Annotated in this window: 19 protein-coding genes and 1 tRNA gene; 1 reads left to right on the top strand and 19 read right to left on the bottom strand. The window is 38.0% G+C overall.

Annotated elements, in window-relative coordinates; all coding sequences use genetic code 11:
• Positions 1-115: 115 nt before the first annotated feature.
• The 17 genes from AC13EX_RS07135 to AC13EX_RS07055 form a co-directional block, all read right to left on the bottom strand.
• On the bottom strand, positions 116-3,826 hold the full coding sequence (locus AC13EX_RS07135) for a sensor histidine kinase (protein ID WP_048641970.1): 3,711 nt from the start codon (positions 3,824-3,826) through the stop codon (positions 116-118).
• Between the two features lie 363 nt (positions 3,827-4,189).
• Positions 4,190-4,438 carry a hypothetical protein gene (locus AC13EX_RS07130; RefSeq protein ID WP_048641969.1) on the bottom strand — a complete coding sequence of 83 codons (249 nt, stop codon included), beginning with the start codon at positions 4,436-4,438 and terminating at the stop codon, positions 4,190-4,192.
• Positions 4,439-4,503: 65 nt separating this feature from the next.
• Positions 4,504-5,058 (bottom strand): DUF420 domain-containing protein, encoded by a 555-nt coding sequence (locus AC13EX_RS07125; protein WP_482892125.1) that lies wholly within the window; start codon positions 5,056-5,058, stop codon positions 4,504-4,506.
• Positions 5,045-5,713 (bottom strand): SCO family protein, encoded by a 669-nt coding sequence (locus tag AC13EX_RS07120; protein WP_482892124.1) that lies wholly within the window; start codon positions 5,711-5,713, stop codon positions 5,045-5,047. The genes AC13EX_RS07125 and AC13EX_RS07120 overlap by 14 nt, the downstream gene beginning before the upstream one ends.
• 72 nt (positions 5,714-5,785) lie before the next feature.
• Positions 5,786-6,112 carry a cytochrome C oxidase subunit IV family protein gene (locus AC13EX_RS07115; protein WP_048641966.1) on the bottom strand — a complete coding sequence of 109 codons (327 nt, stop codon included), beginning with the start codon at positions 6,110-6,112 and terminating at the stop codon, positions 5,786-5,788.
• A gap of 20 nt (positions 6,113-6,132) precedes the next feature.
• On the bottom strand, positions 6,133-6,903 hold the full coding sequence (locus tag AC13EX_RS07110) for a cytochrome c oxidase subunit 3 (protein WP_482892123.1): 771 nt from the start codon (positions 6,901-6,903) through the stop codon (positions 6,133-6,135).
• 22 nt (positions 6,904-6,925) lie between these two features.
• The gene (locus tag AC13EX_RS07105) at positions 6,926-7,507 is read right to left on the bottom strand and encodes a cytochrome c oxidase subunit 3 (RefSeq protein WP_482892122.1); all 582 of its coding nucleotides are present in this window, start codon (positions 7,505-7,507) and stop codon (positions 6,926-6,928) included.
• A 1-nt stretch (position 7,508) separates the two neighbouring features.
• On the bottom strand, positions 7,509-8,411 hold the full coding sequence (gene cyoE / locus AC13EX_RS07100) for a heme o synthase (RefSeq protein ID WP_048641963.1): 903 nt from the start codon (positions 8,409-8,411) through the stop codon (positions 7,509-7,511).
• Positions 8,408-9,499: a COX15/CtaA family protein gene (locus AC13EX_RS07095; protein WP_048641962.1), complete on the bottom strand. Its 1,092-nt coding sequence runs from the start codon at positions 9,497-9,499 to the stop codon at positions 8,408-8,410. Before AC13EX_RS07095 ends, cyoE begins: the two co-directional genes overlap by 4 nt.
• A complete protein-coding gene (locus AC13EX_RS07090; RefSeq protein ID WP_048641961.1) occupies positions 9,477-11,372 on the bottom strand; it encodes a cytochrome c oxidase subunit I in 1,896 nt (631 codons plus the stop codon). The genes AC13EX_RS07095 and AC13EX_RS07090 overlap by 23 nt, the downstream gene beginning before the upstream one ends.
• Before the next feature lie 25 nt (positions 11,373-11,397).
• Positions 11,398-12,429, bottom strand: coding sequence for a cytochrome c oxidase subunit II (locus tag AC13EX_RS07085; protein WP_048641960.1), 1,032 nt, complete (start codon positions 12,427-12,429; stop codon positions 11,398-11,400).
• Between the two features lie 24 nt (positions 12,430-12,453).
• A complete protein-coding gene (locus AC13EX_RS07080; protein WP_048641959.1) occupies positions 12,454-13,737 on the bottom strand; it encodes a hypothetical protein in 1,284 nt (427 codons plus the stop codon).
• Entirely contained in the window at positions 13,737-14,363 is a 627-nt protein-coding gene (locus AC13EX_RS07075) for a c-type cytochrome (protein WP_048641958.1), read from the bottom strand. Before AC13EX_RS07075 ends, AC13EX_RS07080 begins: the two co-directional genes overlap by 1 nt.
• Before the next feature lie 14 nt (positions 14,364-14,377).
• Positions 14,378-14,908, bottom strand: a complete 531-nt coding sequence (locus tag AC13EX_RS07070; RefSeq protein WP_048641957.1) for a DUF3341 domain-containing protein — start codon at positions 14,906-14,908, stop codon at positions 14,378-14,380.
• Between the two features lie 2 nt (positions 14,909-14,910).
• Positions 14,911-16,275 (bottom strand): NrfD/PsrC family molybdoenzyme membrane anchor subunit, encoded by a 1,365-nt coding sequence (gene nrfD / locus AC13EX_RS07065; RefSeq protein WP_048641956.1) that lies wholly within the window; start codon positions 16,273-16,275, stop codon positions 14,911-14,913.
• Between the two features lie 18 nt (positions 16,276-16,293).
• Positions 16,294-19,395: a TAT-variant-translocated molybdopterin oxidoreductase gene (locus tag AC13EX_RS07060; protein ID WP_482892121.1), complete on the bottom strand. Its 3,102-nt coding sequence runs from the start codon at positions 19,393-19,395 to the stop codon at positions 16,294-16,296.
• 32 nt (positions 19,396-19,427) lie between these two features.
• Entirely contained in the window at positions 19,428-20,693 is a 1,266-nt protein-coding gene (locus tag AC13EX_RS07055) for a c-type cytochrome (protein WP_048641954.1), read from the bottom strand.
• 367 nt (positions 20,694-21,060) lie between these two features.
• Between AC13EX_RS07055 and AC13EX_RS07050 the strand changes: the two genes are divergently transcribed.
• Positions 21,061-21,131 (top strand) — tRNA-Cys (locus tag AC13EX_RS07050).
• Between the two features lie 317 nt (positions 21,132-21,448).
• On the opposite strand, the gene AC13EX_RS07045 is transcribed toward AC13EX_RS07050, so the two are convergent.
• Positions 21,449-21,886: a thioredoxin family protein gene (locus tag AC13EX_RS07045; protein WP_482892120.1), complete on the bottom strand. Its 438-nt coding sequence runs from the start codon at positions 21,884-21,886 to the stop codon at positions 21,449-21,451.
• Positions 21,887-21,921: 35 nt separating this feature from the next.
• The gene (locus AC13EX_RS07040; RefSeq protein ID WP_482892119.1) at positions 21,922-24,219 is read right to left on the bottom strand and encodes a TonB-dependent receptor; all 2,298 of its coding nucleotides are present in this window, start codon (positions 24,217-24,219) and stop codon (positions 21,922-21,924) included.
• Positions 24,220-24,710 lie beyond the last annotated feature (491 nt).

Below are 24,710 nucleotides of genomic sequence, written 5' to 3'. Positions count from 1 at the left end.
GGATTGGTCAATGCTAAAAGCACTGATGAAAAAGCGAAAAAATACTTCACCAACTGCATAGCTCAATCTCTTACAAGGAGCTAAAGTAAGCAATTCCTGTCAATTAATTGGGGGATCATGGGATAAGAGGGAATAGGAGATAAAAGGTTGTTCCTGACCCAGAAGTTGTCTCAAACCATATCTTTCCCCCTGCTGTTTCTACACCTCTTTTAGCAATCGCCAAACCTAAGCCTGAGCCTTCTGTTTTGGTACTGAAATTCGGCATAAAAACTTTGGTTTTAAACTCTTCAGAAATGCCTTTCCCATTGTCCTTTATGATCAATTTTATATGATTGTCACCTTCAAATACCAATTTTACAAGGATCTGCGGTTTTTTCCCTTCCAAAACAGCCTGTATTCCATTAATGATAAGGTTGGAAATGACCCTACTGTACAATTTGGGGTCTCCCATAATTTTTGTTGAACTGCCTTCATTTGTAAGGTCTTGCAAATCAATTTCTGCATCTTCTCTGTTATAAAAAATGGCAACAGTCTCAAACACCACATTTCTAAACTCAAGCTCCTGATTTTTTGGCTGAGGCATCTTTGCAAATGTTGAAAATGAACTGGCAATATCGCTTAAGGTGTCTACCTGATGAATAATTGAATTTAAGGGATTTACCAACGCTTTCCCGCTGTCTAGTTTATCAGCAGCCTGTAGTCGCAATAAATGTTGTAGTGTAAGCTTGATCGGGGTTAACGGATTTTTTATTTCATGGGCAACCTGTTTGGCCATTTCTCTCCATGCAGACTCTTTTTCATTCGAGGCCAATACCTTTTTACTGGTTTCAAGTTTATAGAGCATGTTGTTGTACTCATTGACTAGCAGGCCTATCTCATCTTTTGCTGGCCACACCATGTATTCATTGTTATCCAAGTCAGTATCCTTCAATTTTTGGGTTAATAATTTAAAAGGATGGGTAAGATTTTTGGAAACAAAATAGGATATAACTAAAAAGACAAGGAAAATGAGCACGAAAATGATCAATATATTGCTAAACACTTCTGTAATCATAAGGTTTAATTCCTCTTCAGACTCAAAAAATGGTATGGCGATAATGGCCTGAAGCCTTTGGTTTTCTCCGTCCTTAAGGGCCAAATAAACCGTTTTGTATTGCAGTTCTCCAACTTGCTCAGTTTGCAATAAGCGGTTTTCCATCGATTCTATAATGGAAGCATAAGCTTTAGGGTGAAGAAAATGAGTAAGGATTTTTTTATCAAATATGGCTGGCTGATTGGTAGCCATAAGCACCCCATCCGGTAAATAAAGGTTAATGTCTGCATCTGTAGCGCTTGCCAAAGCATACAACTCCCCATTAATCTCATCCTTATTGAGCGTATTGAACTGTTCGCCACCAAGGTCACGACCCAAATTTTCTCTGATTATACCTGCTTTTTGGAAATATTGGCGATGCAAATCTTCGGTATAGGAATGGCTTAGAAAACCCAAAGCAATGACACTAATGACCAACATGGGAAAGAAAAAAGCAAAATTCAGGTACAATTGAAGTTTGGTTGCATAATTGAATCTCAACTGATTCACTCCTGTTAACAAAAGGAAAACCGCTACAGAAAGAAGGGTAAAAATCAGGTAAGCAACAAATAGAAAAGCGATATCTGCCAGGATATAACTATTAGGATACTGCCTGGAAGAAACCACAATTACTTTGTCATTGTACTCCACTGCCAAATGGTGGTATCCATTTAACAATACACCTGAGCTAAAGGCATCCTCGTTTTCAAGGATCTCTTCCATATCTACTCCCTGATAGCTGAAAATACCAGAACTATAACTCAACACATCTTCATCGAAAATCGCAAAGTCGAAGTCCCTTTCTATATAATTGGATACGTATTTGGCATCCATTAGCAACTTCGGAAAAGCTTTACCTGATTCTATTCTCTGCTGATTAAGCTCAATGACTATTGTTCCCAGAAAATCGTTGTCACGTTGGATTTTAACAAAGGCTACAAATCTATTGCCAGTGTTCGTTTCAGTTGAATTGATAAAATAAAGGTTATGAACCTGCGTCGCATAGTCACTGTTCATGTACCTCCTTTTATATTCGGCCAAATCTTTGAGATTCCCTTGACCTGAAACTAATTGCCCTGTAGAACCGAACACATTTACCTCCTGCCTGTATTGATCAAAATAACCTGCTAGATAGATTTTCCTGATCTTTTTTTCTATAGGGTCTTTAGAGAGCAAGCGATCGGACATTCGGCTTTTAATAAAAGCATCTTCCCGAATTCTTGCTAAGATATCCTCAAGTAAAAATTCGCCCATTACATCCCTGTCAAGCATAACGTTATTGGCAAATTTCACTTTCGACCTAATCTCGTCCGAACGAAGATCCTGATAGGCTGCCGCTCCTGTGATAACAGCACCAATCAAACAGGCAAAGAAAAACGTAAGGAAGGTATTAAAGTCAAGTTTAAATAAACTCTCGTATAATTTAAAGCTAATAATCGCCACCAAAAGAATGACATGTGCGATAAATGCAATAAATAAAACAAAATTAAAAAAAAGTAAAAAAAGTAAAATGGGAGACACAAATAGCACCAGCATCTTTAGTGGGTAAATTTGATTGTTCGTGTTTTTAAACAACACCATATTTAACCCAATAATGGTAAATAAAAGGTAAGCAGCACCTCCTAAAAACACCACTAATAAACTTACAATTTTCAGATAATCAAAACTAGGAATGGCTCCAATGTTCAAGTTCCATTGTGCGTTTTCAACTATGTTTATATAAAGGTAAAATACCAAAAACATTAAGGTTGTAGAAAGCAAATAGGTGGCTGTCAGGTAGAGCCAGTAAGGGTATTTGTCTCTAAATTTAATAAAAGAAATAGCAACGTGTCTTCGGCTTAAAATAGCGATCACCATGGTCAGCACGATCAAATAACAAACCACATTCAACAACAAATCTCCTAAACTTGGGTTTAGCCGAGAGGATGCATATAGGTTAGAATCAAAAATTCCCGTTTCAAAAAAATCATTCGGAAAACGAAAGGCAAGCATCATTACCCTTACACAAAAAAGAATTAAAAAGGTATATATGGTAGCCAGGATTTTATTTCCTTTGGTCCATAAGGTGTAAACAAATCCTCCTCCAATGATCAACACTAAGCCCAATAAGGAAAAGAAAAATATGAGTAATGTATGATTTATCGATTTACCTGGAGCTTCATACCCAACCCTGAAAAACACAGAAAAAAGATAGTCCTCCTCATAGTATACATTTTGATAGTTTTCCTTTTGGTTTCCAGACAGTAAAAACCTGTCATTACCGAAAACATTTGGGTTAAAACCACTATTAAGGTATTCATTTCCAATCTCTACCTTGTCAAAAAGCGGATACACCTGTAATAACCAATATTCCTTATTATTACGGGTAAGTTTACGAAGTTGGGTAAAATAAATCCCGCGGCTGTTTTCGAGAAGTTGGTATTTTTTTGATGTAGAAAAATCATTGAACTCTGGAACCATCTCTATATCGGACCAATAAGTCAATTCCCCAACCTCTGTGAACAAGTAAAAGGGAAATTGATGGTCGATATTGAGACTTTTGAAAGATACTTGCTTGTCTTCAGAACCGCTACTTAAGATTTGAGAATAATCATCACCAAAGTCATTGATAACGGAAGCTAACTGGTTTTCCAATTGTAATTTATATTCCTCTTGAACAACCAGGTACTTTTCTCCCATGAAAAAATTCAAGGAAAGCACTATCCCTAAAAGTACAATGGACAAAACAAGTATTAGCCTTCTTCTTCTTAACATTGCGATTGATCTTGCTGAATGGTTGCTCTATGTGAGCAATAGTATTTTAATCCTAACCTAGCATTCCTCCCACCAATAGAAACAGAAAAACCTATTAACTATTGCCTCCCTTTACCAAAAATAAGCCATTTAAAAGATATTGAATAATCCTGTCCGCTTAAAACAAAATGACCAGATCAATATAGGACTTCATTAAATTATGGTTCTTCCAAAGATCCGACTTTAAACGAATTATTCCGCTAATCCAATAACAAACTCAATTGCATCTTTTAAGTTTAAGATACTCCAAAAAAAATTAAGAAAAAATATATACGTTTACTTTACCAATGTTAAGATTGGTAATAAACTACTGAATCAAATTGACTATAAGGACATTTTTTTTTTCTTTTTGGCATTTTTATACCAAAAATAACCTAGCGTCATAAGCAATAAATAGGGAGCTAAAAACAGGTATAAAATACCTATGTTTAGGGCTGCTCCAACCGTAGTGTCTCCATTGCTAACATTATTTTCAACAGTGGCTCTACACATCGCGCATTGAGCCATGGCGCTTTGCACAGAAACAAGCAACATGGTGAAAACCCCCAACAGTATTTTGAAAGATTTATTCATTATAATTCTAAACGGTTTGATTTAACCTTTGTTTAAATATAGACAAAGTTAAGGACTTTTGCTTTTTAATGGCTGTAATAAGGACTAATCATCAAATACACAATCACCCCTGATAAAGTGACATAAAGCCAAATAGGATAAGCGTAACGAACTATAGACCTGTGTTTATCAAATTTTCCAGTCATCCCAAAATAATAAGCTAGTAGAATCGGAAACAAAGCCACTGCAGCTAAGATAATATGGCTAATCAGAAGGATATAATAAACGTACCTTATTGACCCCACTCCACCAAAAGAAGTACTTTCAGCAGAAGCATGATAGATTATATAGCTTATCAGAAATATTGCTCCAAGCCCAAAAGCGACAGACATGGACATTTTATGCCATTCTTTTTTGCCCTTTTTAATGAAATAAAGCCCCAATAGAAGCATAATGGAAGCAAAAGAATTAATAACTGCATTCAAATGAGGTAAAAAGTATACCCATTCTTCTCCTACGTTAACTTTTGAAGGCATAAACAAAAGAACGGCTACAGCTATTGGAACCAATATTGATACCACCGTAATCCATTTATAAACAGCCTTTTCATTTTTATCAGTATTTAAATTATTTTTCGTCATGTAGCAGTATTTTAGTCTCTAATATCAATTGGTCTACGCCCTCTCTCTTGGTTCCACTATAGTAACCTCTTATACGTCCAAGTTCATCGATCAGCACGAACTTATCAGAATGTACAAAGTCTTCAGGAACAGCTCCACCACTTATAGATGGTAGAATGAATCCACACCTTGCCAGGTCATAGGTTTCACCTACTGGCCCATTTAAGAAAAACCATTTGTCTTTCTTGGCTGAATGTTCAATAGCATAATCAGACAATACTTCGGTATTGTCAAACTCAGGATCTATACTTATGGAGTAAATCTGTACCTTATCTTCGTTTCGGAACACATCCTGAACCCTTTCCATCTCAGAAGACATAACAGGACAAATACTGGGACAACTAGTAAAGAAAAAATCTACCACAGTAATCTTACCCATCATTTGTTCTTTACCTATTGCTCGACCGAGTTGATCTGTAAAAGTAAAGTCAGGAATATAATGTTGAGTACTGTCCTCAAAATCACATTGTTCAAAAGGGTCATCAACCCCATTTTGATATAAAATAGGGATCTCATAATGATTTGTTGAAAACCCTCTTAAAAAAAGAATTATTAAAACGGGTATCATTAAAACACAAACCAATACCAGCACCTGAATAACACGCAACATTTTCATACAGTACTACAACAAAAAAAATGGTTGAAGATTCCCCTTCAACCATTCATTTATAAAATTTCTTAAAGGTAATTACCATCTCATGATAAAGATCTCAGCACCTTCCTTCATTAAGGCAATAATCAACCAAACAAGGAATATAAGAGGGACGATGATAGAATAGAACAAAGGTTTAACTTCATCTCCCAAGTGCATGAATTCCAACATGATGTACTTGGCTTTAACAATAGTCAAGGCGATAAAAAGGAAATACAAAAACAGTCCCCTTTCCATGGTGAAGGCCAGAACAAATTCTACTGCAGTTATCACTAATAATATCAATGCAGTAAGCCAGATTTTCTTTATTTTGGCAGGATCTCTTGGAATTACTTCCAACCCACTTTTATTAACATGTTCCATTATAGTATAAGTTTATATTTTTAGATCAAATAGAAGAAGGTAAATACAAATACCCATACTAGATCTACAAAGTGCCAGTACAAGCCAATTTTCTCAACCATTTCGTAGTGACCTCTGCCTTCGTATACACCAACAGCTGCCTGATAAAAAGCCAAGAACAATAAGAATACACCTATAGTAACGTGAAAACCGTGGAAACCAGTAATAAAGAAAAACAACTGGGCAAAAGGTGCTGGTCCGTATTCATTCACCAATAAGTTGGCACCATAAACAGTCTCAGTTACTACATTATTGAATGAATTAACATAGGTCATCAAAACGCCTTCATCCGTACCGTGAATAAAGTGAGTCCATTCCCATGCTTGACATCCAAGGAAAGTCATTCCTCCTAAAAGAGTCCAAAGCATCCATTTCACTACATCTTTTTTATCATTTCTATGACCTGCTTCAACGGCAAGTACCATTGTAACAGAACTCATAATCAAGATAAAAGTCATCAAGCCAACAAATACAAGAGGGTAATGGCCACCATGTACAAAAGGGATGGCATCAAATATCATTTCAGGAATGGGCCAATGTTCATTTGAACTAACAAAATCAGCAACTTCTCCAGCATATGCAGGATAACTTACTCGAATAGCACCATAAGTAATTAGAAAGGCTGAAAAGGTAAAAATATCTGAGAGGAGAAAAAACCACATCATGAGCTTACCATAGCTCGCTTTTAGTGGTTCGTTACCTCCACCCCAAACGCCTCTTTTTGATTGAATTTCAATAGCAGTCGAAGACATAATTAGTAAATTAACTTATATTTTAATGATTTAGAAGCAAAAACATAAACAAGTAAAGCCATAGACCTCCCAAAAAATGCCAATAGGTCAAGCACATTTCTAGTTGTGCTAATTTTTGGGAATGGATTCTATTCCTTAAAGCCGAAATTAATACAATTATTAGAAATATCACACCACTAATAAGATGTATTGCATGCAAGCCAGTAAAAACATACATAAAGGATCCTGATGGGTTACCCACAAAATACACATCCTCTGCTACAAGCGCTTCCCAACTGAACCATTGTCCAACCAGAAAAGAAATACCTAAAACAGTGGTGGCCAGAAGCCCTATTTTCAAATTATTGAAATTATCTTTTTTAGCAGCTGAGTATGCCCATTGCAAAGTCATGCTTGATAAAATGATAATACCCGAAGTATACCAGAATACATTTGGTAGATCAAACTCAAGCCAATTGCCTTCGCCTTGTCTGACAATGTATGCACTGGTCATCCCAGCAAAAACCATCACAACACTTACAATGAATAACCAAAGAGCAAACTTCTTTGGATGCATTGCCAATGGCTGTTCTGCTTCTTCGACAAATGATAATCTTTCTTCCATGTTAGACTTTATCCAGTAAATAGGCGATTTGAACTATAGGAAGGTACAAAAATGAGCCAAACATAATTTTAAGTGCAGATTTCCTTGAACAATCTTTCATCAAAGAAAAAGTTTGAGCAAGAAAAAGTACCCCACATATCGTAGCCACAATTCCTGAATTTAAACCTGTAAGTCCAAAATAGGTAGGTAAAAGTCCAAGAGGCAACAAAAATAAGGTATATATCATTATTTGTATAGCAGTATTAAGGTCCTTTTGCCCACCTGAAGGCAGTAACTTAAAACCAGCTTTCTTATAATCTTCATCACTCACCCAAGCGATTGCCCAGAAGTGAGGAAATTGCCAGATAAATTGAATGCCAAAAATAATTAGCGCTTCATAAGAAATACTTCCAGTAACCGCTGTCCAACCAAGTAATGGAGGCATGGCTCCAGGAATGGCACCAACAAGAACCGCTATCGGTCCAACTCTTTTAAGTGGGGTATAAACAAAGACATACAGAACCATACTCAGAATACCCAAACAGGTAGTCAAAATATTGGTAAAGACAGCCAATAGAGAAACACCCAAAACGGCTGCTATAATTGAAAACCAAATGGCTTCCCTTACAGAAATTATTTCCATTGGTAGCGGTCTGGTTTGAGTACGCTTCATTAATTTATCATAATCGCGTTCTTTAATCTCATTGGCAGCACCGGATGCACCACTAATTAAAAAACCGCCAACTACAAGTCCAATAAATCCACTCCAGGAAAAACTCTGTCCATGATGTCCTAATATAAAACCGAACACAGCGGAAAACGTTACCAAAGCAGATAATCTGAATTTAAGTAAATCCAAATAAGCTTTAAATCTCATCGACACGCTGTCCCACAAAAACTTTTCTGATAAATTTACTGTACTCATGATAAAGCAATATTTATAGGGGCTTCTTCTCTTCGCCCTAATTCAAGCCAAATGTAATATTGAAAACCGATTATCAAGGAACCTAAGAATAAATGCAAAGGTTGGATGAAAGCAGGTATTCCAAAATATGCCATGATTGCTCCGGAGAGAATTACCGTAACAAACAATAACATCAATATTAAATAATGATTAGCAATTTTTTTGTTTTGTTCCCTATATGGGAATAATTGGTAACCAATATATATGTGCAAAGCCAAAATAACCAGAGAATACGTTCTATGTATATAGTAGGTGAGTCCTAATTCATCAATCCATGTAGACCTTCCCAAATAGGAAGCATTTCCGGCTATAATGTCAATTTGCTCCCTAACCTGCGTCCCAAGTATTATTTGAACTACCATTAGTAAGATACCCAAACCAAGAAATAAACGGTATTTCTTTGAAACACCAACAGGTAAAACTGTTTTGTCTCTATAAGGGGTGTACTTACCTGATAAATGATAAATATACAAAAGAAGGCAGACCATTAACAGTGCAACAATCATGTGGACGCTTATCATCCACTGCAGTAAGTTAGTTGAAACCACTATGGATCCTAACCAGCCCTGAAATAACACTAAAACAAGAGAAAGGAAAGAAAGCCACATTATTCTAGGGTTAACTGACCTTACTTTAATTGAATAAATCAATGTCAATATGATTAGCAAACCGATAATGGCACCTGCAAGCCTATTCACATATTCTATCCAAGTTTTAGTGGCATTAAATGGCTCCTGTTCGAGGATACTTTTATCGTTCCTTATATCCTCAGCCAAATGATCGAAACCTAGATTGGTCAAAAGAGAAGCGAAGCGCTCGTTCTTTTCAACCCTCTTGGTAACATAGATTTCAGGATAGTTGGTAGGTAATTGATCTACTGATGTTGGTGGAACCCAACTTCCAAAACACTTTGGCCAGTCAGGGCAACCCATGCCTGCACCAGTACTTCTAACAACCCCACCAATAAGAATAAGAAGAAAAACGGCAACCGTAGTGATGAAACATACACTACGGAAGCTGTTAATATTATTTAGATTCGTTTGATTCATTAGTTACCAACACTTCTCCATCTTCAGCCATTATTTCCTTTTCCAATTGAACAAGTTTTTCTTCATGTGGAAGGTTTGATTCAGGAGTAGCAGAAAGTGGAACAGTTTGAGGTATAAAATCTTCTTTAGATCCAGGCTTACTGTAATCGTAAGGCCATCTATATACAGAAGGTATCTCTCCTACCCAGTTACCATGTCCAGGATTGATTGGTGTAGTCCACTCTAGTGTGTTGGACTGCCATGGATTGGCACTAGCTTTTCTTCCTTTGTACATACTGTAGAAGAAGTTAAATATGAAGATGAACTGAGCAACGAAAGTAACGATCGCAGCAACAGACACAAACATATTCAAATCAGTATACATGTCGGAAAAGGAGAAGTTAGTCCAGCTGTAGTATCTTCTTGGAAATCCTGCAATCCCGATATAGTGCATAGGGAAGAATACAAGATATACACCAATAAATGTTAGCCAGAAATGAACGTAGCCTAATTTCTCATCAAGCATTCTACCAAACATCTTAGGGAACCAATGGTAAACACCTGCCAACATTCCAAAGAATGAAGCAGCTCCCATTACAAGGTGGAAATGCGCTACAACAAAGTAAGTATCGTGTAGTTGAATATCAATTGCGGAGTTACCCAGGAAAATACCTGTCAAACCACCTGAGATAAAGAAAGATACCAAACCTATAGAGAACAACATTCCTGGAGTAAACCTTAGGTTACCTCTCCATAAAGTGGTTAAGTAATTAAATACTTTAACAGCAGATGGAACGGCAATAATCAAAGTAAGGAACATAAAGATGGATCCTAGGAAAGGATTCATTCCAGATACAAACATATGATGCGCCCAAACAACGAAAGACAAGATAGTGATACCAAGCATTGATATAATCATGGCTTTATATCCGAAAATAGGCTTTCTTGAATTGGTTGCTATTACTTCAGAGGTAATTCCTAGTGCAGGAAGCAATACTATATATACTTCAGGGTGACCAAGGAACCAGAATAAATGCTGATACAATACGGCGCTACCACCCGTATTAGGTAAAGCTTCACCACCAATATAGATATCGGAAAGGTAAAAACTCGTTCCAAAGCTTCTGTCAAATACCAATAACAAGGCAGCTGAAAACAATACAGGGAAAGACAACAATCCAATAACGGCTGTTAAGAAAAAGGCCCATATTGTAAGAGGAAGTCTGGAAAAAGACATCCCTTTGGTACGAAGGTTAATTACAGTAGTAATATAGTTTATCCCACCCATTAAAGAAGAGGCGATAAAGAAAACCATCGCTACCAACCAAAGTGTCATACCAAGACCAGAACCAGGAATGGCTTGCTCAAGTGCGGATAAAGGAGGGTAAACAACCCAACCACCACTGGCAGGTCCTTTTTCAAGGAATAGGGAAGCAAACATAATCACACCGGAGATAAAGAAAAACCAGTAGGAAAGCATGTTCATAAACCCTGAAGCCATATCTCGGGCTCCAATTTGCAATGGGATTAGAAAATTTGAGAAGGTACCACTTAGACCTGCAGTTAATACAAAGAATACCATAATGGTACCATGCATAGTAACTAAGGCCAAATAAAAGGTAGGATCCAATTTTCCGGTAGCATCTATCCATCCACCCAAAATAGGTCTAAGAAAGGACATATCCATATCAGGAAAACCCAACTGCAATCGAAATAATACAGAAAGAAAACCACCGATAAATGCCCAAAATATACCAGACACAAGATATTGCTTCGCAATCATCTTATGGTCAGTTGAAAATATATACTTCGTTATGAAGTTATCGTGGTGCTCATGGTCATGATCATCATGTGTAGATGCTGCATCATGAGCTGAAACGTTTGCTACTGCCATGGTATTTATAATTTATTCTCTAAATTTATTCTTCATTTATATAAATCTCAGCCAATTCCTTTAAATCTACAGGAAGGTCGGCAACGAGATCCGGATTACTCTTTATAAAAGGCGTTTGCTCAGCAAACCACTTTCTATATTCCTCAGGTTCTACAACCCTGATCACTTTTCTCATAGAAAAATGACCATTGCCACAAACCTCAGTACAAGCAATTTCAAACTCAAATTCATCGTCCCCCAATTCGGCTCTCATTTCTTCAGTCGTTTTGTTAGGGACAAACCAGAATCTGGTAGGCATACCTGGTACAGCATCCATTTTTAATCGCATATGGGGAGCAAAAACTGAATGAAGCACATCCCTGGCTCTAATGTTAAATAAAACAGGTTCACCCTTAGGTATTACAACATTTTGCGAAGGAAAATCATCAAAAGAATTTTTATCCGTAAAGTCTATTCCTCTTGAATTGGTAGCAGTTGTAAGTCGATAATCATAATCACCCAATTGTTGATCAGCACCAGGATATCTTACATCCCATGCAAATTGGTACCCCATGATTTCCACTACATGCGCATTGTCCGGTGCAGGACTAGTAATATCTGACCAGGCTTTCCATCCTGAAATAACCAGTACAGTTAGAACTACTGCAGGTACAAGCGTCCAAATAATCTCCAATCTATTGTTGTCTGGAAAAAAGGTAGCTCTACGGTCCTCTTTGTATTGGTAATGATAGCTAAACCAAAACAATAGAATATGAGTAAGGATGAAAATAAAACCAGTAACGGCCATTGTAATCCAGAACAACCTATCAGTAACTACACCATGCTCTGAGGCAATTGGCAATTGATAATTGTGAAACTCTTTAATTGAATACCAAAACATCCAGCCACCGATTCCAATAAGGAATACCATAAACAAAATGGCGTTTACTTTATTACTGGTTGTAGCAATCTTTTTATCAGAACCTTTAGCGACCGAGATCAAGGTTTGTATTCTGTATACCATCCAGATCACCATGATCAGGAGTACTACACCTATTGAAATAAGAAATCCGTACATAATTATAACTGTTTCGGAATTAAATTAAATGTGATGATGATAACTTTCCTCTAACATCGGATGATTTTTCGGAATAAGATTGTGCTTGGAAAGATTCGTTAAAGCAACAAAAGCAAAAGCTGAAGCATAAACCAATAACATTCCAATTTCCATTAAACCAACCCCACCATTATGGCCTAAAGTGCCTGGCTGAACCATAAGGAAGAAATCAACCCAGTGTCCAACTATAATGAGTGTACATACTAGTTTTAGAAATATATTGTGCCTTTTAGCATCTCTAGTCATAAGAACCAAAAATGGAAGCGCAAAGTTTAAAATTAGGTTTACAAAAATGTAAGATCCGTAAACATCACTTGAAAGTCTCTCTATAAAATAGACAGATTCCTCAGGAATATTGGCGTAATAAATCAATAGGAATTGAGAGAACCAGATATAAGTCCAGAAAATAGAAAATGCAAATACAAATTTCCCAAGATCATGGATGTGATTTTGATTGATCATTTCCAAATATCCCTGATCTTTCAGGAATATCGTAACCAAGGTGATTGCAGACAAACCTGCAACAAACCAAGAAGCAAACACATACCATCCAAATAGGGTAGAGAACCAGTGAGTATCAATTGACATCACCCAATCCCAAGCACTTATAGAAGAAGAAACTGCAAAGAAAACAAGGAAAATAGCCGACCATTTTCTAATGGTATACCAATAAGATGTTCCTCCATTTATATCTTCTTCATTTGAAAGCGTTCTAAGTTTATTAAAAAAGAACACCCAAAAGCCAAAGAACAAGACCATTCTAACGATATAGAATATCGGGAAGGTACCTTTTTCCATAGGCCAGTAAAAGAAATTTCCTTTACCGTCTATTATTTTATCGTAGTGATCACCTGCTTTGTCAAAAACATAGCTATGTGTCCAGTGAAATAAATCGTGATTGGCGATAAAGAAAGTTACCAGCATCAAAACAGCAGCAATAGGCAACCAATAGCCAAAAGACAACATGATCCTTAGCAAAGCTGTAGACCAGCCAGCCTGAGCAGCATATTGAATGGCAAAAAAGAATACTCCAATTATTGCTATCCCTGTGAAATAGACATTATTAATCCAAAGGTTGGCGTACAACCTTTGTGTCCAATGAAAAGCGTGTCCACTTTCCTCTCCATGTCCATGTCCACCTGAGGCAGCCATGATTATACCGAATACCAATAATAGCGCACCGATACCACCAAGTATGAATATCACTTTCTTTACCGAAGCGGTAAAATCAAATTTTTGATCCAAATTGTAGTTACTTGCCTGTGCCATTATTGCTTCTGAATTTCTTGTTTAACATAGTGTACAATTTTCCACCTTCTGTCAGCAGTAATCTGCGATCCGTGGGCACCCATCCTACCTTTACCATGTGTGATCACATGAAATATGTGGCCTTCAGGTAAATTTAAATAGGCTCCTCCTTTTAGATTTGCAACTCCACCTATTACCATGCCTGCATTACCGTCACCTTCTCCGCCGGCTCCATGACATGGAGAGCAATATTGAACGAATAATCTTTTTCCATCCGCCAATACCTCATCAGTAAGAGGAATAGGATTCTGTATAGCAGCAGCTCCTTCTAAGTCAGCAACTCTCAACCTATAAGGCAAAATACCGTCTTTGTTTCGAGGTACAGTGTTAGCTACAGGCTCCCGCATATTCATTCTATTCGGGTTGTTTGTATTGCTATTAAAAAACTCTCCTTTGCCATCCTCTCTATTGGATAACCATTGTCCCTCTTCTTCGTTCGTGATCTGGCTTAAGCCTTCATAAGGAACTGAATGATACATCTGAGGAGCATATTCCGTACCTGGATAATCCCCTTCAGCTTTGCATGAAACAAATCCTAGTGATATCCCGACTACAGCTATTGAATATATTGATGATATAATTTTCATTTGCTACAGATTACTTATTCAAAACTTTTACTGTTCACCTCTGTTGCCCCTGAATTTTTCAGAGCACCTTTTATTATTTCCAAATCAACAGCAGCATTATTTGCGATATCAATTGCCATAACGTGCTTGTCATCTGTACTTCTTAGATCAAAAATTCTAGGTTGACCCCAAGGCTTAAGGTTACTACTGATCATAAACACTCCAACCATTCCGAAAGCAGCTACTAAAACTGTTAATTCGAAAGTAACAGGAATGAAATCAGGAAAAGCGGCGTGATCCTTACCCCCAATTATCATTGGCCAGTCAAATTTCATCATATAGAACTGCATGGTCAATGCCAAGGTAGTTCCTAAAAGACCAAATAGAAATGCGGCAATTGGCAATCGGCTTCTTTTATAGCCCAATTCGTCTTCTAATCCGTGAACCGGATAGGGAGAAAATACCTCGTGTATTTTAATTCCTGCAGCTCTTATCTCTCTGACAGCATTCTTAAGAATGTCCTCATCATCAAAGATCCCCAGGATAAAGTTCTTGTCTCTTTCCATGATTATTTAATTATTTTTTCAGATGAAGATTTCAATACAGATTTGATCTCTGCCATGTTGATCACTGGGAAGAACTTGGCAAACAATAAGAATGCTGTGAAGAAGAAACCAAAGGTAAACATGTATACGCCAACGTCTGTTATCGTAGGATAGAACATCACCCATGAAGAAGGAAGATAATCCCTGTGGAGCGATGTAACAATAATAACAAATCTTTCAAACCACATCCCGATATTTACTATCAATGAAAGTATGAAAGTGGCAACTATTGAAGTTCTAATCTTTTTGAACCAGAATAACTGAGGAGAAATAACATTACAAGTCATCATAGACCAGTATGCCCACCAGTAAGGACCAAACATTCTGTTCACAAATGCATATTGTTCTGCAGCTACACCAGAATACCAAGCGATAAAGAATTCCGTGATATAAGCAATACCTACTATGGAACCTGTGATGATGATTACAATATTCATCAATTCGATGTGACCCATGGTAATGTAATCCTCAAGCTTAAATACCTTTCGGGTTACAATCATAAGGGTCAATACCATTGCAAATCCTGAAAATATCGCCCCCGCAACGAAGTAGGGAGGGAAGATAGTAGTATGCCATCCAGGAATTACTGAGGTGGCAAAGTCAAAGGATACAATCGTGTGTACAGAAAGTACAAGAGGTGTAGCCAAACCAGCAAGAATAAGTGAAACACTTTCATATCTCATCCAGGTTTTTGCTCCTCCGTCCCATCCGAAACTCAAAGCACCATATATGGTATTTCTCATTCCGGTAGCTCTATCTCTAATGGTAGCAAAATCAGGAATCAAACCGATATACCAGAAAACAAGAGACACCGAGAAATAAGTTGATATGGCGAAAACATCCCATAGTAAAGGTGAGTTAAAGTTCACCCATAAAGAACCATAGGTATTTGGCAAAGGAAGTGCCCATATCGCTCCAATCCATGGTCTACCCATGTGAATCAGAGGGAATACTGCCGCACAAATTACGGCAAAAATGGTCATGGCTTCCGCTGCCCTATTAATTGAAGTTCTCCACTTTTGTCTAAAAAGTAACAATACCGCAGAAATAAGGGTACCTGCGTGACCAATACCTACCCACCACACAAAATTGGTGATGTCCCAGGCCCAGCCTACAGTTTTATTAAGTCCCCACATTCCTATTCCTTCCCAAAGGGTAGCTACCAGAGCCAAACTACCGAGTAAAAGTACAGTCAACGATACTGCCAATCCAAGTAGCCAACCTTTCGTCGGCTTACCTTCTACATGCCTAGCAATATCATTGGTGACGTCCTTGTAAGTCTTACCGCCGGTTATTAGCGGATCGCGTACGGGTGAAGTAACCTGCATATCTTATTGTTTTATTTTTTAAGCTTCGTTTTTGTCCTTATTTCTGATTTTGGTAAAGTACCAAACATTAGGGCTAACATTGATCTCCTCTAACACATGGTAGGCTCTTTCTTCATTTACCTCCTTAATAGCATCTGTAGAATTCTCTTCGATTTTCAGCAATTGAGAAACCTTAGATTGAGAATCGTTCATGTCACCAAAAACGAGGGCTTCAGTAGGACAAGCTACTGCACAGGCAACATTAATATCACCGTCCTTGACCTTCCTGTTTTCACGTTTTGCAGTCAGTTTCCCAGCCTGAATACGCTGTACACACATGGAGCATTTTTCCATCACACCCCTCGCTCTTACAGTTACATCAGGATTAAGTACCATTTTACCCAAATCATCGTTTTGAGCTGTATTTACTCCTGCAAAATCCTTATTGTCATGGTATTTAAACCAGTTGAATCTTCTTACTTTATAAGGACAGTTGTTGGCACAATACCTTGTTCCTATACAACGGTTGTAAGTCATTTGGTTGAGTCCTTCAGAACTGTGAGTGGTAGCCACTACTGGACATACAGTCTCGCAAGGTGCATTGTTACAATGCTGACACATCATCGGTTGGAAAGTAACCTCAGGGTTGTCAGCAGCTATCTCAAGTTCTGCGTTAGAAGTAGCTCCGTCAGGAGAACTATAGTACCTGTCAATTCTTATCCAGGCCATTTCTCTTCTGTTAAGCACTTCTTGTTTACCTACAACAGCTACGTTGTTTTCTACCTGACAGGCTACAGTACATGCCGCACAACCTATACAGGAGTTCATGTCAATTGCCAATCCCCAATGGTGTTGGCTGTATTTATGACCAGACCAAAGTGAAATTTTGCTAGGTTTAACAAATTCACCGTCTTTATAAATCTCTGGGTGGTATCTTCCAGCGCTAGCATCTTCCTGGTATTCTCCCAAAGTAGCTTCCTGCACTACGAAGTCCCTACCCATATAGGTCTGGTGCGTTTGCGTTTGAGCTATTTTGTAAGATTCTTCAGTAAGACTTACACTTACACCTTCAGTGATATTGTACTCTACAAAACCTTTATTGGCGTTTAGAAGGGCATATGCATTAACACCTACACCATCAGCAACTCTACCAGCGGCTGTTCTTCCATATCCCAATGCAAGACCGAATGTACCGTCTGCCTGTCCTGGCTGAACCAATACAGGAACAGTGAAAGTTTGTCCATTAGCAGAAACGTTTGCCAATTTGGTAGCTCCTTCACTCATCTTAAGTCCATTTTCATTGGCCCACTTTTGAGATACCGTTAGGTAATTGTCCCAGGTAGCTTTTGAAATTGGATCAGGCATTTCCTGCAACCATGGGTTGTTGGCAAATGCACCTGAACCTATACCTACTTTAGTATAAACAATAAGTTCAGCACCTGAAGCCTGAGCATTATAGGATTTGCCAATAGCAGATGCAGAAGCAGCAATATCACCTGTTACTTCAATGACAGTTGGTTCTCCATCTCCTGAAGCGCTATCCATTATATAGATACCATCGTGCAGACATTTATCCCAAAAAGATTGGAAGTCGCCTTCTATTCCTCTTGCAACAAATGAAGCTTCCCAGTCCTGGCGTAGGAAATCATAATAAGAAGTATTATTTCCTGACCACTTTAAGAAACTTTCAGTTGCCTGACGGGTATTAAATAAAGGAGAGATAACTGGCTGGGCCAAGCTATAAACTCCTTTTTTAGGATTAAAATCATTCCAAGATTCAAGGAAGTGGTGATCTGGAGCTAGGTATTGAACCAAGGCAGCCGTTTCATCCTTCACTTCAGAAGTAGATACAGAAACTTTAGCCTTACTAATTCCAGCAGCAATTTCTTGTCCTCCTCCAAAATCGTAAACAGGATTGCAATTGTAAAAAATTACAGCTCCTACTTTACCAGCATTCAATTCAGCAACAAATTGTTTCATCCTGTTATCATCTCCTTTACGGAAAAATGCAGGAGTTTGGAAATCAACTGTGCTGCCATTATTTCCTAGAAGTTCATTGATGGCATGAACAACCACCTGAACATTAGGATCATTTGATCCAGAAACAACGAGAGAGGCGCCTTTATTGGCCCACAATTCGTTTGCAGCTTTTGCTAAATGGTTTATCTCTACACCAGCACCTGCTGCAGAACTTACACCAGCTTTTTTAGCTATAAGGTTGTACAATGCTAAAACAGCAAGACCGCTTTGGGAAGCTGTGATAGGTGTACGATAATCAGCATTTGAACCAGTAAGGGACAAGGTAGACTCAAACTGGAAATGCCTTGACATGTTAGGGTTTTCCTTAGAAATCTTCCTCCCTTTGGCGTACTGTCTGGCAAACTCAATTGGAGATATCCATGAACCTAAAAAATCAGCCCCAAAGCTGACAATTACATTGGCCTTCTCAAAATGGTAAGAAGGAAGTATACTGCTTCCATAATAGGTTTCACTCGCTTTGGTGATACCATAGTTGGAAAGTGGATCATAAGTAATGAGTTCTACATTACCCATTTGTTCAGCAAAAGCATTTATCGCCCTGTTTGTACCAGGAGATAGAATCGTGTTGCTGATTATTTTTATTGAACCTGCACTTTTAAGTTTTGCAGGAAGTTCTCCATCGATAGCAGCCCATTCAACTGACTTTCCAGCTATTTGAGGAGCTTTTAATCTTGCATCATCATAAAGTGATAAGACAGATCCTTCTACAATGGCATTTGTTCCACCATTTGTAATCGGTGACAATTTATTACCATCGATTTTTATAGGCCTACCTTCTCTGGTTTTAACCACGATAGAAGCATAGTCTCCTCCTTTAGAAAAGGTAGATGCGTAATAATTGGGAACTGAAGGATTGATATCAACAGGTTTGTTAACATAAGGAATGGCTTTCCTAACTGGAGCTTCACAAGCCGCCAATGAGGCCGCAGCCACACTGAAACCCATCATTTTAAGAAAGTCCCTTCTAGTGGAACTTCCATCTTCCTTTTGATTACTTTTAGAGGTAAAGCCAGGAAATTCCTGATCAGCATTTTTCACAAACTCGGGATCGTTTGTCAGCTGCTCTAACCCTTTCCAATATGTCTTTTTATTTTCTTTCATTTTATATTAAAGAAAAGAATGTTCGTAAAGATTTAATAGTGACACTTTGCACATTCCAAACCGCCAATGTCTTTGACTTTCAAAGCATCTTTAGATTCTGAATGCAGTTGCACGAGTTTATCATAATACTCATTGCCCTGAGTGGTAATTTCTGTATTCCTGTGACAGTCGATACACCAACCCATAGTCAATGCACTGTGCTGTGAAACAACTTCCATTTCCTCTATAGGTCCATGACAAGTTTGGCACTCAACTCCACCAACAACTACGTGTTGAGAGTGATTAAAGTAAGCCAAATCAGGAAGGTTATGTACCCTGACCCATTCAATAGGTTTATTATTATCTACAGCGTCATATATTTTAGCTATTTCAGGAGATATCCCATCTTTGCCTTCCACATTTTGAATGTGCATATGGCAATTCATACAAATATTAGCCGAAGGAATATTTGCAGACTTTCCAATCTCTACTCCTGTATGGCAATATTGGCAAGGGATTTCATACTGACCAGCATGAAGTTCGTGAGAATAAGCAATAGGCTGGCTAGGTGCATAACCTTGCTGAACTCCCACTGTGTACAAGCCGTTGATCGCTGTCTTTACTACGAAAGCGAGCACTATGGCCGTAACAATGATGATCATGCCATCACTTTTAAAGATGCCTTTGTAATCTGTCTTTTGGTTGATAAAAGCTTTATCTTCCTCATCCAGATTCTCATTTTTGTTCATGTATTTAGTCAATACTGAAACAATCAGTCCCAATACAACCAAAACAAGAACCAAGACGATAACAAGGACAACCAAGATTATGGTAAGGTATTCGTTTGGAATTCCTCCTCCAGAACCTGTAGCCACTCCCCCTTCAGCAGTACCAGCAGCAGCTGCAGCTGGATCGGCTTTGTCACCGAACTCTATGTAAGAAAGTAAATTTGTAAGATCCTCTTCACTCAAAAAGTCGTGAGAAGGCATCACCGTATTGTTAAATTCTTTAAACAGAGCTACGGCTGTTGCATCTCCACCTTGAATCAATACCTGAGAGTTGGTGATAAATTGTTTTGTCCAGTCCAATTCCCTTCTATCGGTGACTCCTCTAAGTGCCGGACCGACCAATTTCTGATCCAGTCTATGGCAGGTTTTACAGTTGGCATTAAAAATGGACTGACCCGCGGATATAGCTTCTTCGCTATCCGGAATTTCAGGGTCTACCGCATATGCCTGAATTCCTGAAAATAGGAATATCAGGACCAACAGATGGCATACGCGAATTGAAACCCCTAATATTGAGCGTTTGATCGACATAGTTATGTATACTTTTTTCAGATTTTCTCAGTGCAATTCAAATTCCCCACAAATGTACTACCCAACTTCTATTTTTCAAACTTGAAAGAAAGTGAACAGTTAAGCGGATCAAAATCTAAATATACTGTTTAAATCATTGTTTAACAGTGAATTATATATCCTTACCTGAAGGAAAGTTTAATTTAGAACCGTTATAAATAGGGTCAATTTGAAATAATTTAAAAAATATTATTGTCCTCAACAAATATCATTTCGTTTCAAACTCAATTTTAGAGACTCATTTGGTTTTAAACAGTAAATATTTTTTAGCACTAACCTTTGAAAAGCCAATTTTAAATGCCTAAATTTGCGCTTCGCTATTGAAAATGGTCGAGTGGCCGAGTGGCTAGGCAGAGGTCTGCAAAACCTTGTACAGCGGTTCGAATCCGCTCTCGACCTCAAAAGGCATCCTTCTTTAAGGATGCCTTTTTTTTATGCCTAAATATTTAAAAACCCTACTCATTATCACAGCTTTTGGAAAGAAATCCTAAATAAAGTCGCTAGATTTTAAGATAAAAAAGAGTTGAATTTAAATCCAACTCCTCAATAAACCTGTTCCATTTTTTCAGCCTATGTGAAATAACACTATATATTCACTAAAAGATTGATATATAATAGGTTCCTCAGAAAAACACAATGTCCAGCGTCTAACTTCTATGGCATTTTTAATGCTTTCAAACCTTGGCTAGAAGGCTTTATACCAGCTATATTGATTGCTAAATACCTGCTTCAAATTTCTTAATAATGGCTTTCAAATCCCCAGCTTGCTGAAAACCTTGAAACTTACTCAAACCTTGTGAAGTTGGAGAATAAAATACAGTTGTAGGGAACAACAATTTCCCGTTTTTCATGCCTAACATTTTCGACAATTCATGGTAATCTTTCGATGATCCTCCTTTATAAGTTCGGCCCATAAACTTCAAATCGATTTCACCTTCTGCATCTAATTTCACAGAATAAAAATCTCGGTTGAGTAAATTAATTAATTCTTGATCATTGAAGGTGACCTTCTCTTGCATTTTGCAATATTTACACCAATCCGTATGAATAAAAACCATTATTGGCTTTGGCTTGGCCCTTAAACTATCCTCAATATCCTCAATTAAGGTCCAGCTAAGGCTTTGTCCTTTGGTATTTACAACGAGAAATGCCATCAGTAAAAAGGTATATATAGTAACTGATCTAATCATTAATCTAATGTAAACCTTATCCCCAAAAAAGCCCTCCTACCCTGATTGGGTGCGTAAACATAGGAAGGATCAAAGGTAAGCGCATTTGGGTTTTCGGCGGTAGGAATCACCTGTCCATCCGTCCCAAATAAAACATTGCGGTCAAAAGGATCAAAGGACCTTGCTATACTGTTAGATGCGGGGGTGAAATCTAGTAGATTTTTCACCCCTGCATATACTTCCCATTTAGTATTTAATTGTTTGGTAAGTTGTAAATTCTGTAGACTATACCAAGGGGAATAAGCTGGGCGATCATCTAGATCTCCCAATAATGGTAACCTCATAGGGCCATAAAGGTTTCCTGTATAATCCACGGTCAAATCAATGGAAGAAATGGTATAACCTACACTCCATACCCCACTAAATCTTTCAGTAAGCAATTGCCTGTAAGTAACATCATTTTCTGTAACTGAAACGTCCATGAGCGTACCTCCCACTATGATATTCAAACCATTCAACCAGGACATCTCTACATTTAAAGAGGCTCCTTTAGAAACCGCTGACCCATCTAAGTTACCATAAATTATCTTATTCGGATCTGTCTCGTAATCAGGCAATATGGCATTGTTGAAATACGTATAAAATGCTGATGCGTCCAAGCCAATGTAAACTTGACTGGCTGTGTAGATCTTCTTTACAAGGTTTAAATTGGCATTCCAAGAGGTTTCAGGATCAAGCTCCTCCTCAAATACTACTTCCCTTGCTCCGGTAAGTGCTGCATGATCTTCAGTAAAGACATTGGCTACACGGTATCCATTTCCCAGACTTAACCTAACCACATCTTGTTTATTCTTGGAGGTCCATTTGTAATTTATCCTTGGTGAAACAATACTTCCATGCAGACTATTATAATCATAGCGCATCCCTAATAATATTTTGTGGGTCTCATTGAAAGTAATTTCATCTTGGATAAAAGCCCCCGGCAAATGAGTGATTGAGGGCTCGTTTATTTCATTTTCTGTAGCTGTAGCTGGAGTATTGTCATCATAATAGGTATACCTGTAGGCCATGCCAAACAATAGATCATGGTATTTCAGGGGTTTATTCCAGGTTAGTTGGCCAAAACCAATGTATTGATCCGCTATATAAGGAGTGTCACCATATACAGAATTTTGCTTGTGTCCATTGGTGCTAAATTGAAAGTTGAGGTCTTCCTCAACAGGAAGTTGGTATACCCCAAACATTTCCCAACGGCTGGTATAAATACTTTCCGCATAGATCTCATCCCCTCCACGGTATTCAGAAGTCCAATCCATTTCCCCTCCCCATCTGTCTTCATAGACATAACGCCCAGCTACAGAAAAGTTCTTGCCAGATTTCCTCCCAAAATTAAATTTATTAAATACTGAAATTCTATTCTGCAAGGTTACATCAGTAAAGCCATCCTCATTCTTATCCAAAGCATTTTGGTAGTTAAAATAATTCACACCTAAAAGCCCTTGGGTTTTATCGGACAAATTGTATCGCAATCCCAAATCTGCATTGACATCAGCCCAGTCTGTACTGAAAACATCTGCAGTCAGTAAGGGAGCAGATGAGGGCTTTTTGGTAATAATATTTATCAATCCACCCACTGCCTCTGATCCATACAAAGTAGAAGCCGGACCTTTAACCACCTCTACCCTTTCAATAAGCGCTTGTGGAATACCCGTCAAACCATATACTGAAGACAGCCCACTTACAATGGGCATACCATCTATCAAAACCATGGTATAAGGACCTTCAAGTCCATTGATATGGATGTCACCTGTATTGCATACATTACAATTTATTTGGGGACGGACTCCATTTACATTCTGAAGAGACTCGAAAACAGAAGGTGTGGGATTGGCTCGGAAAAAATTGGCTGAATAGACTTCTACAGGTACGGGACTATCCAATTTTGAAACCTCTTTCATGGTTCCTGAAACCACTACCTCCCCCAAAGCTCCCGCAGTTTCATTTAAGGTAAATAAGTAAGACTCCCCTGATTTATTTGCAGAAACTTCTATCTTAATTTGCTTTTGTTCAAAGCCTATCATCGATGCCGTTAATATATGCTCACCATATGGGACATTCTGAATAGAGAAAGAACCATTTTGATCCGTCACTCCTCCTAAAGAAATTTTACGTATTCCCACATTGACAAATTCCAGTGCTACGCCTGATTCAGCGACCACTCTACCAGTCACCACTCCTCTTTTTTGCCCTCTAACAGGGGAATATAAAAACAATGCAAAAAGCATTAGCAATAGCGCTTGGTATCTTATTAGATTCATATTATTAAATTATATACACTCACAAAATTAATAAGTTAGATTTGTCTAACAAATAAATTTGACGAATATTTACATTTTTTTTTAACAGTATGAAGTGACAGCACAATGTTTTATACCTAAATACTTGCTTTGCAAGCCCAATCAGGAGAATAAATAAGAGCCATTAGAGAGGGGAACAAAATAATCCCACTAATTAATAAGGAGGGGAATCATGGATTGCAAAAGCCTCCGTTTAGACCTAAATAGTTACTTATATTAAGTGAGACAGGCCATCAAGGCAACTCATTATTTAGAGGAGCTAAAAGATTAAACCCGGATTATGTAATAGGATTTCTCCGTCCTGACCAATAGTCAGGGGTGAAGCCTGTCCCGTGTTTACGGGAAGTGTTGCAATCGCAAGAAAATCAGGCTGTTTGGAGATTTTAACATAGCACCGCTATGGTGAAATTGAAAACAGCAACTAAGTGGCTGATTTTGAAGCGATTTCAGCA

The sequence above is a fragment of the Cyclobacterium sp. L-R genome (assembly GCF_056859355.1).
This window is presented reverse-complemented; position numbering and strand designations above follow the sequence as displayed.

Coding starts and splice junctions, on each gene's coding strand:
- AC13EX_RS07135 (WP_048641970.1), bottom strand. CDS start 3,826: ATGTTAAGAAGAAGAAGGCTAATACTTGTTTTGTCCATTGTACTTTTA.
- AC13EX_RS07130 (WP_048641969.1), bottom strand. CDS start 4,438: ATGAATAAATCTTTCAAAATACTGTTGGGGGTTTTCACCATGTTGCTT.
- AC13EX_RS07125 (WP_482892125.1), bottom strand. CDS start 5,058: ATGACGAAAAATAATTTAAATACTGATAAAAATGAAAAGGCTGTTTAT.
- AC13EX_RS07120 (WP_482892124.1), bottom strand. CDS start 5,713: ATGAAAATGTTGCGTGTTATTCAGGTGCTGGTATTGGTTTGTGTTTTA.
- AC13EX_RS07115 (WP_048641966.1), bottom strand. CDS start 6,112: ATGGAACATGTTAATAAAAGTGGGTTGGAAGTAATTCCAAGAGATCCT.
- AC13EX_RS07110 (WP_482892123.1), bottom strand. CDS start 6,903: ATGTCTTCGACTGCTATTGAAATTCAATCAAAAAGAGGCGTTTGGGGT.
- AC13EX_RS07105 (WP_482892122.1), bottom strand. CDS start 7,507: ATGGAAGAAAGATTATCATTTGTCGAAGAAGCAGAACAGCCATTGGCA.
- cyoE (WP_048641963.1), bottom strand. CDS start 8,411: ATGAGTACAGTAAATTTATCAGAAAAGTTTTTGTGGGACAGCGTGTCG.
- AC13EX_RS07095 (WP_048641962.1), bottom strand. CDS start 9,499: ATGAATCAAACGAATCTAAATAATATTAACAGCTTCCGTAGTGTATGT.
- AC13EX_RS07090 (WP_048641961.1), bottom strand. CDS start 11,372: ATGGCAGTAGCAAACGTTTCAGCTCATGATGCAGCATCTACACATGAT.
- AC13EX_RS07085 (WP_048641960.1), bottom strand. CDS start 12,429: ATGTACGGATTTCTTATTTCAATAGGTGTAGTACTCCTGATCATGGTG.
- AC13EX_RS07080 (WP_048641959.1), bottom strand. CDS start 13,737: ATGGCACAGGCAAGTAACTACAATTTGGATCAAAAATTTGATTTTACC.
- AC13EX_RS07075 (WP_048641958.1), bottom strand. CDS start 14,363: ATGAAAATTATATCATCAATATATTCAATAGCTGTAGTCGGGATATCA.
- AC13EX_RS07070 (WP_048641957.1), bottom strand. CDS start 14,908: ATGGAAAGAGACAAGAACTTTATCCTGGGGATCTTTGATGATGAGGAC.
- nrfD (WP_048641956.1), bottom strand. CDS start 16,275: ATGCAGGTTACTTCACCCGTACGCGATCCGCTAATAACCGGCGGTAAG.
- AC13EX_RS07060 (WP_482892121.1), bottom strand. CDS start 19,395: ATGAAAGAAAATAAAAAGACATATTGGAAAGGGTTAGAGCAGCTGACA.
- AC13EX_RS07055 (WP_048641954.1), bottom strand. CDS start 20,693: ATGTCGATCAAACGCTCAATATTAGGGGTTTCAATTCGCGTATGCCAT.
- AC13EX_RS07045 (WP_482892120.1), bottom strand. CDS start 21,886: ATGGCATTTCTCGTTGTAAATACCAAAGGACAAAGCCTTAGCTGGACC.
- AC13EX_RS07040 (WP_482892119.1), bottom strand. CDS start 24,219: ATGAATCTAATAAGATACCAAGCGCTATTGCTAATGCTTTTTGCATTG.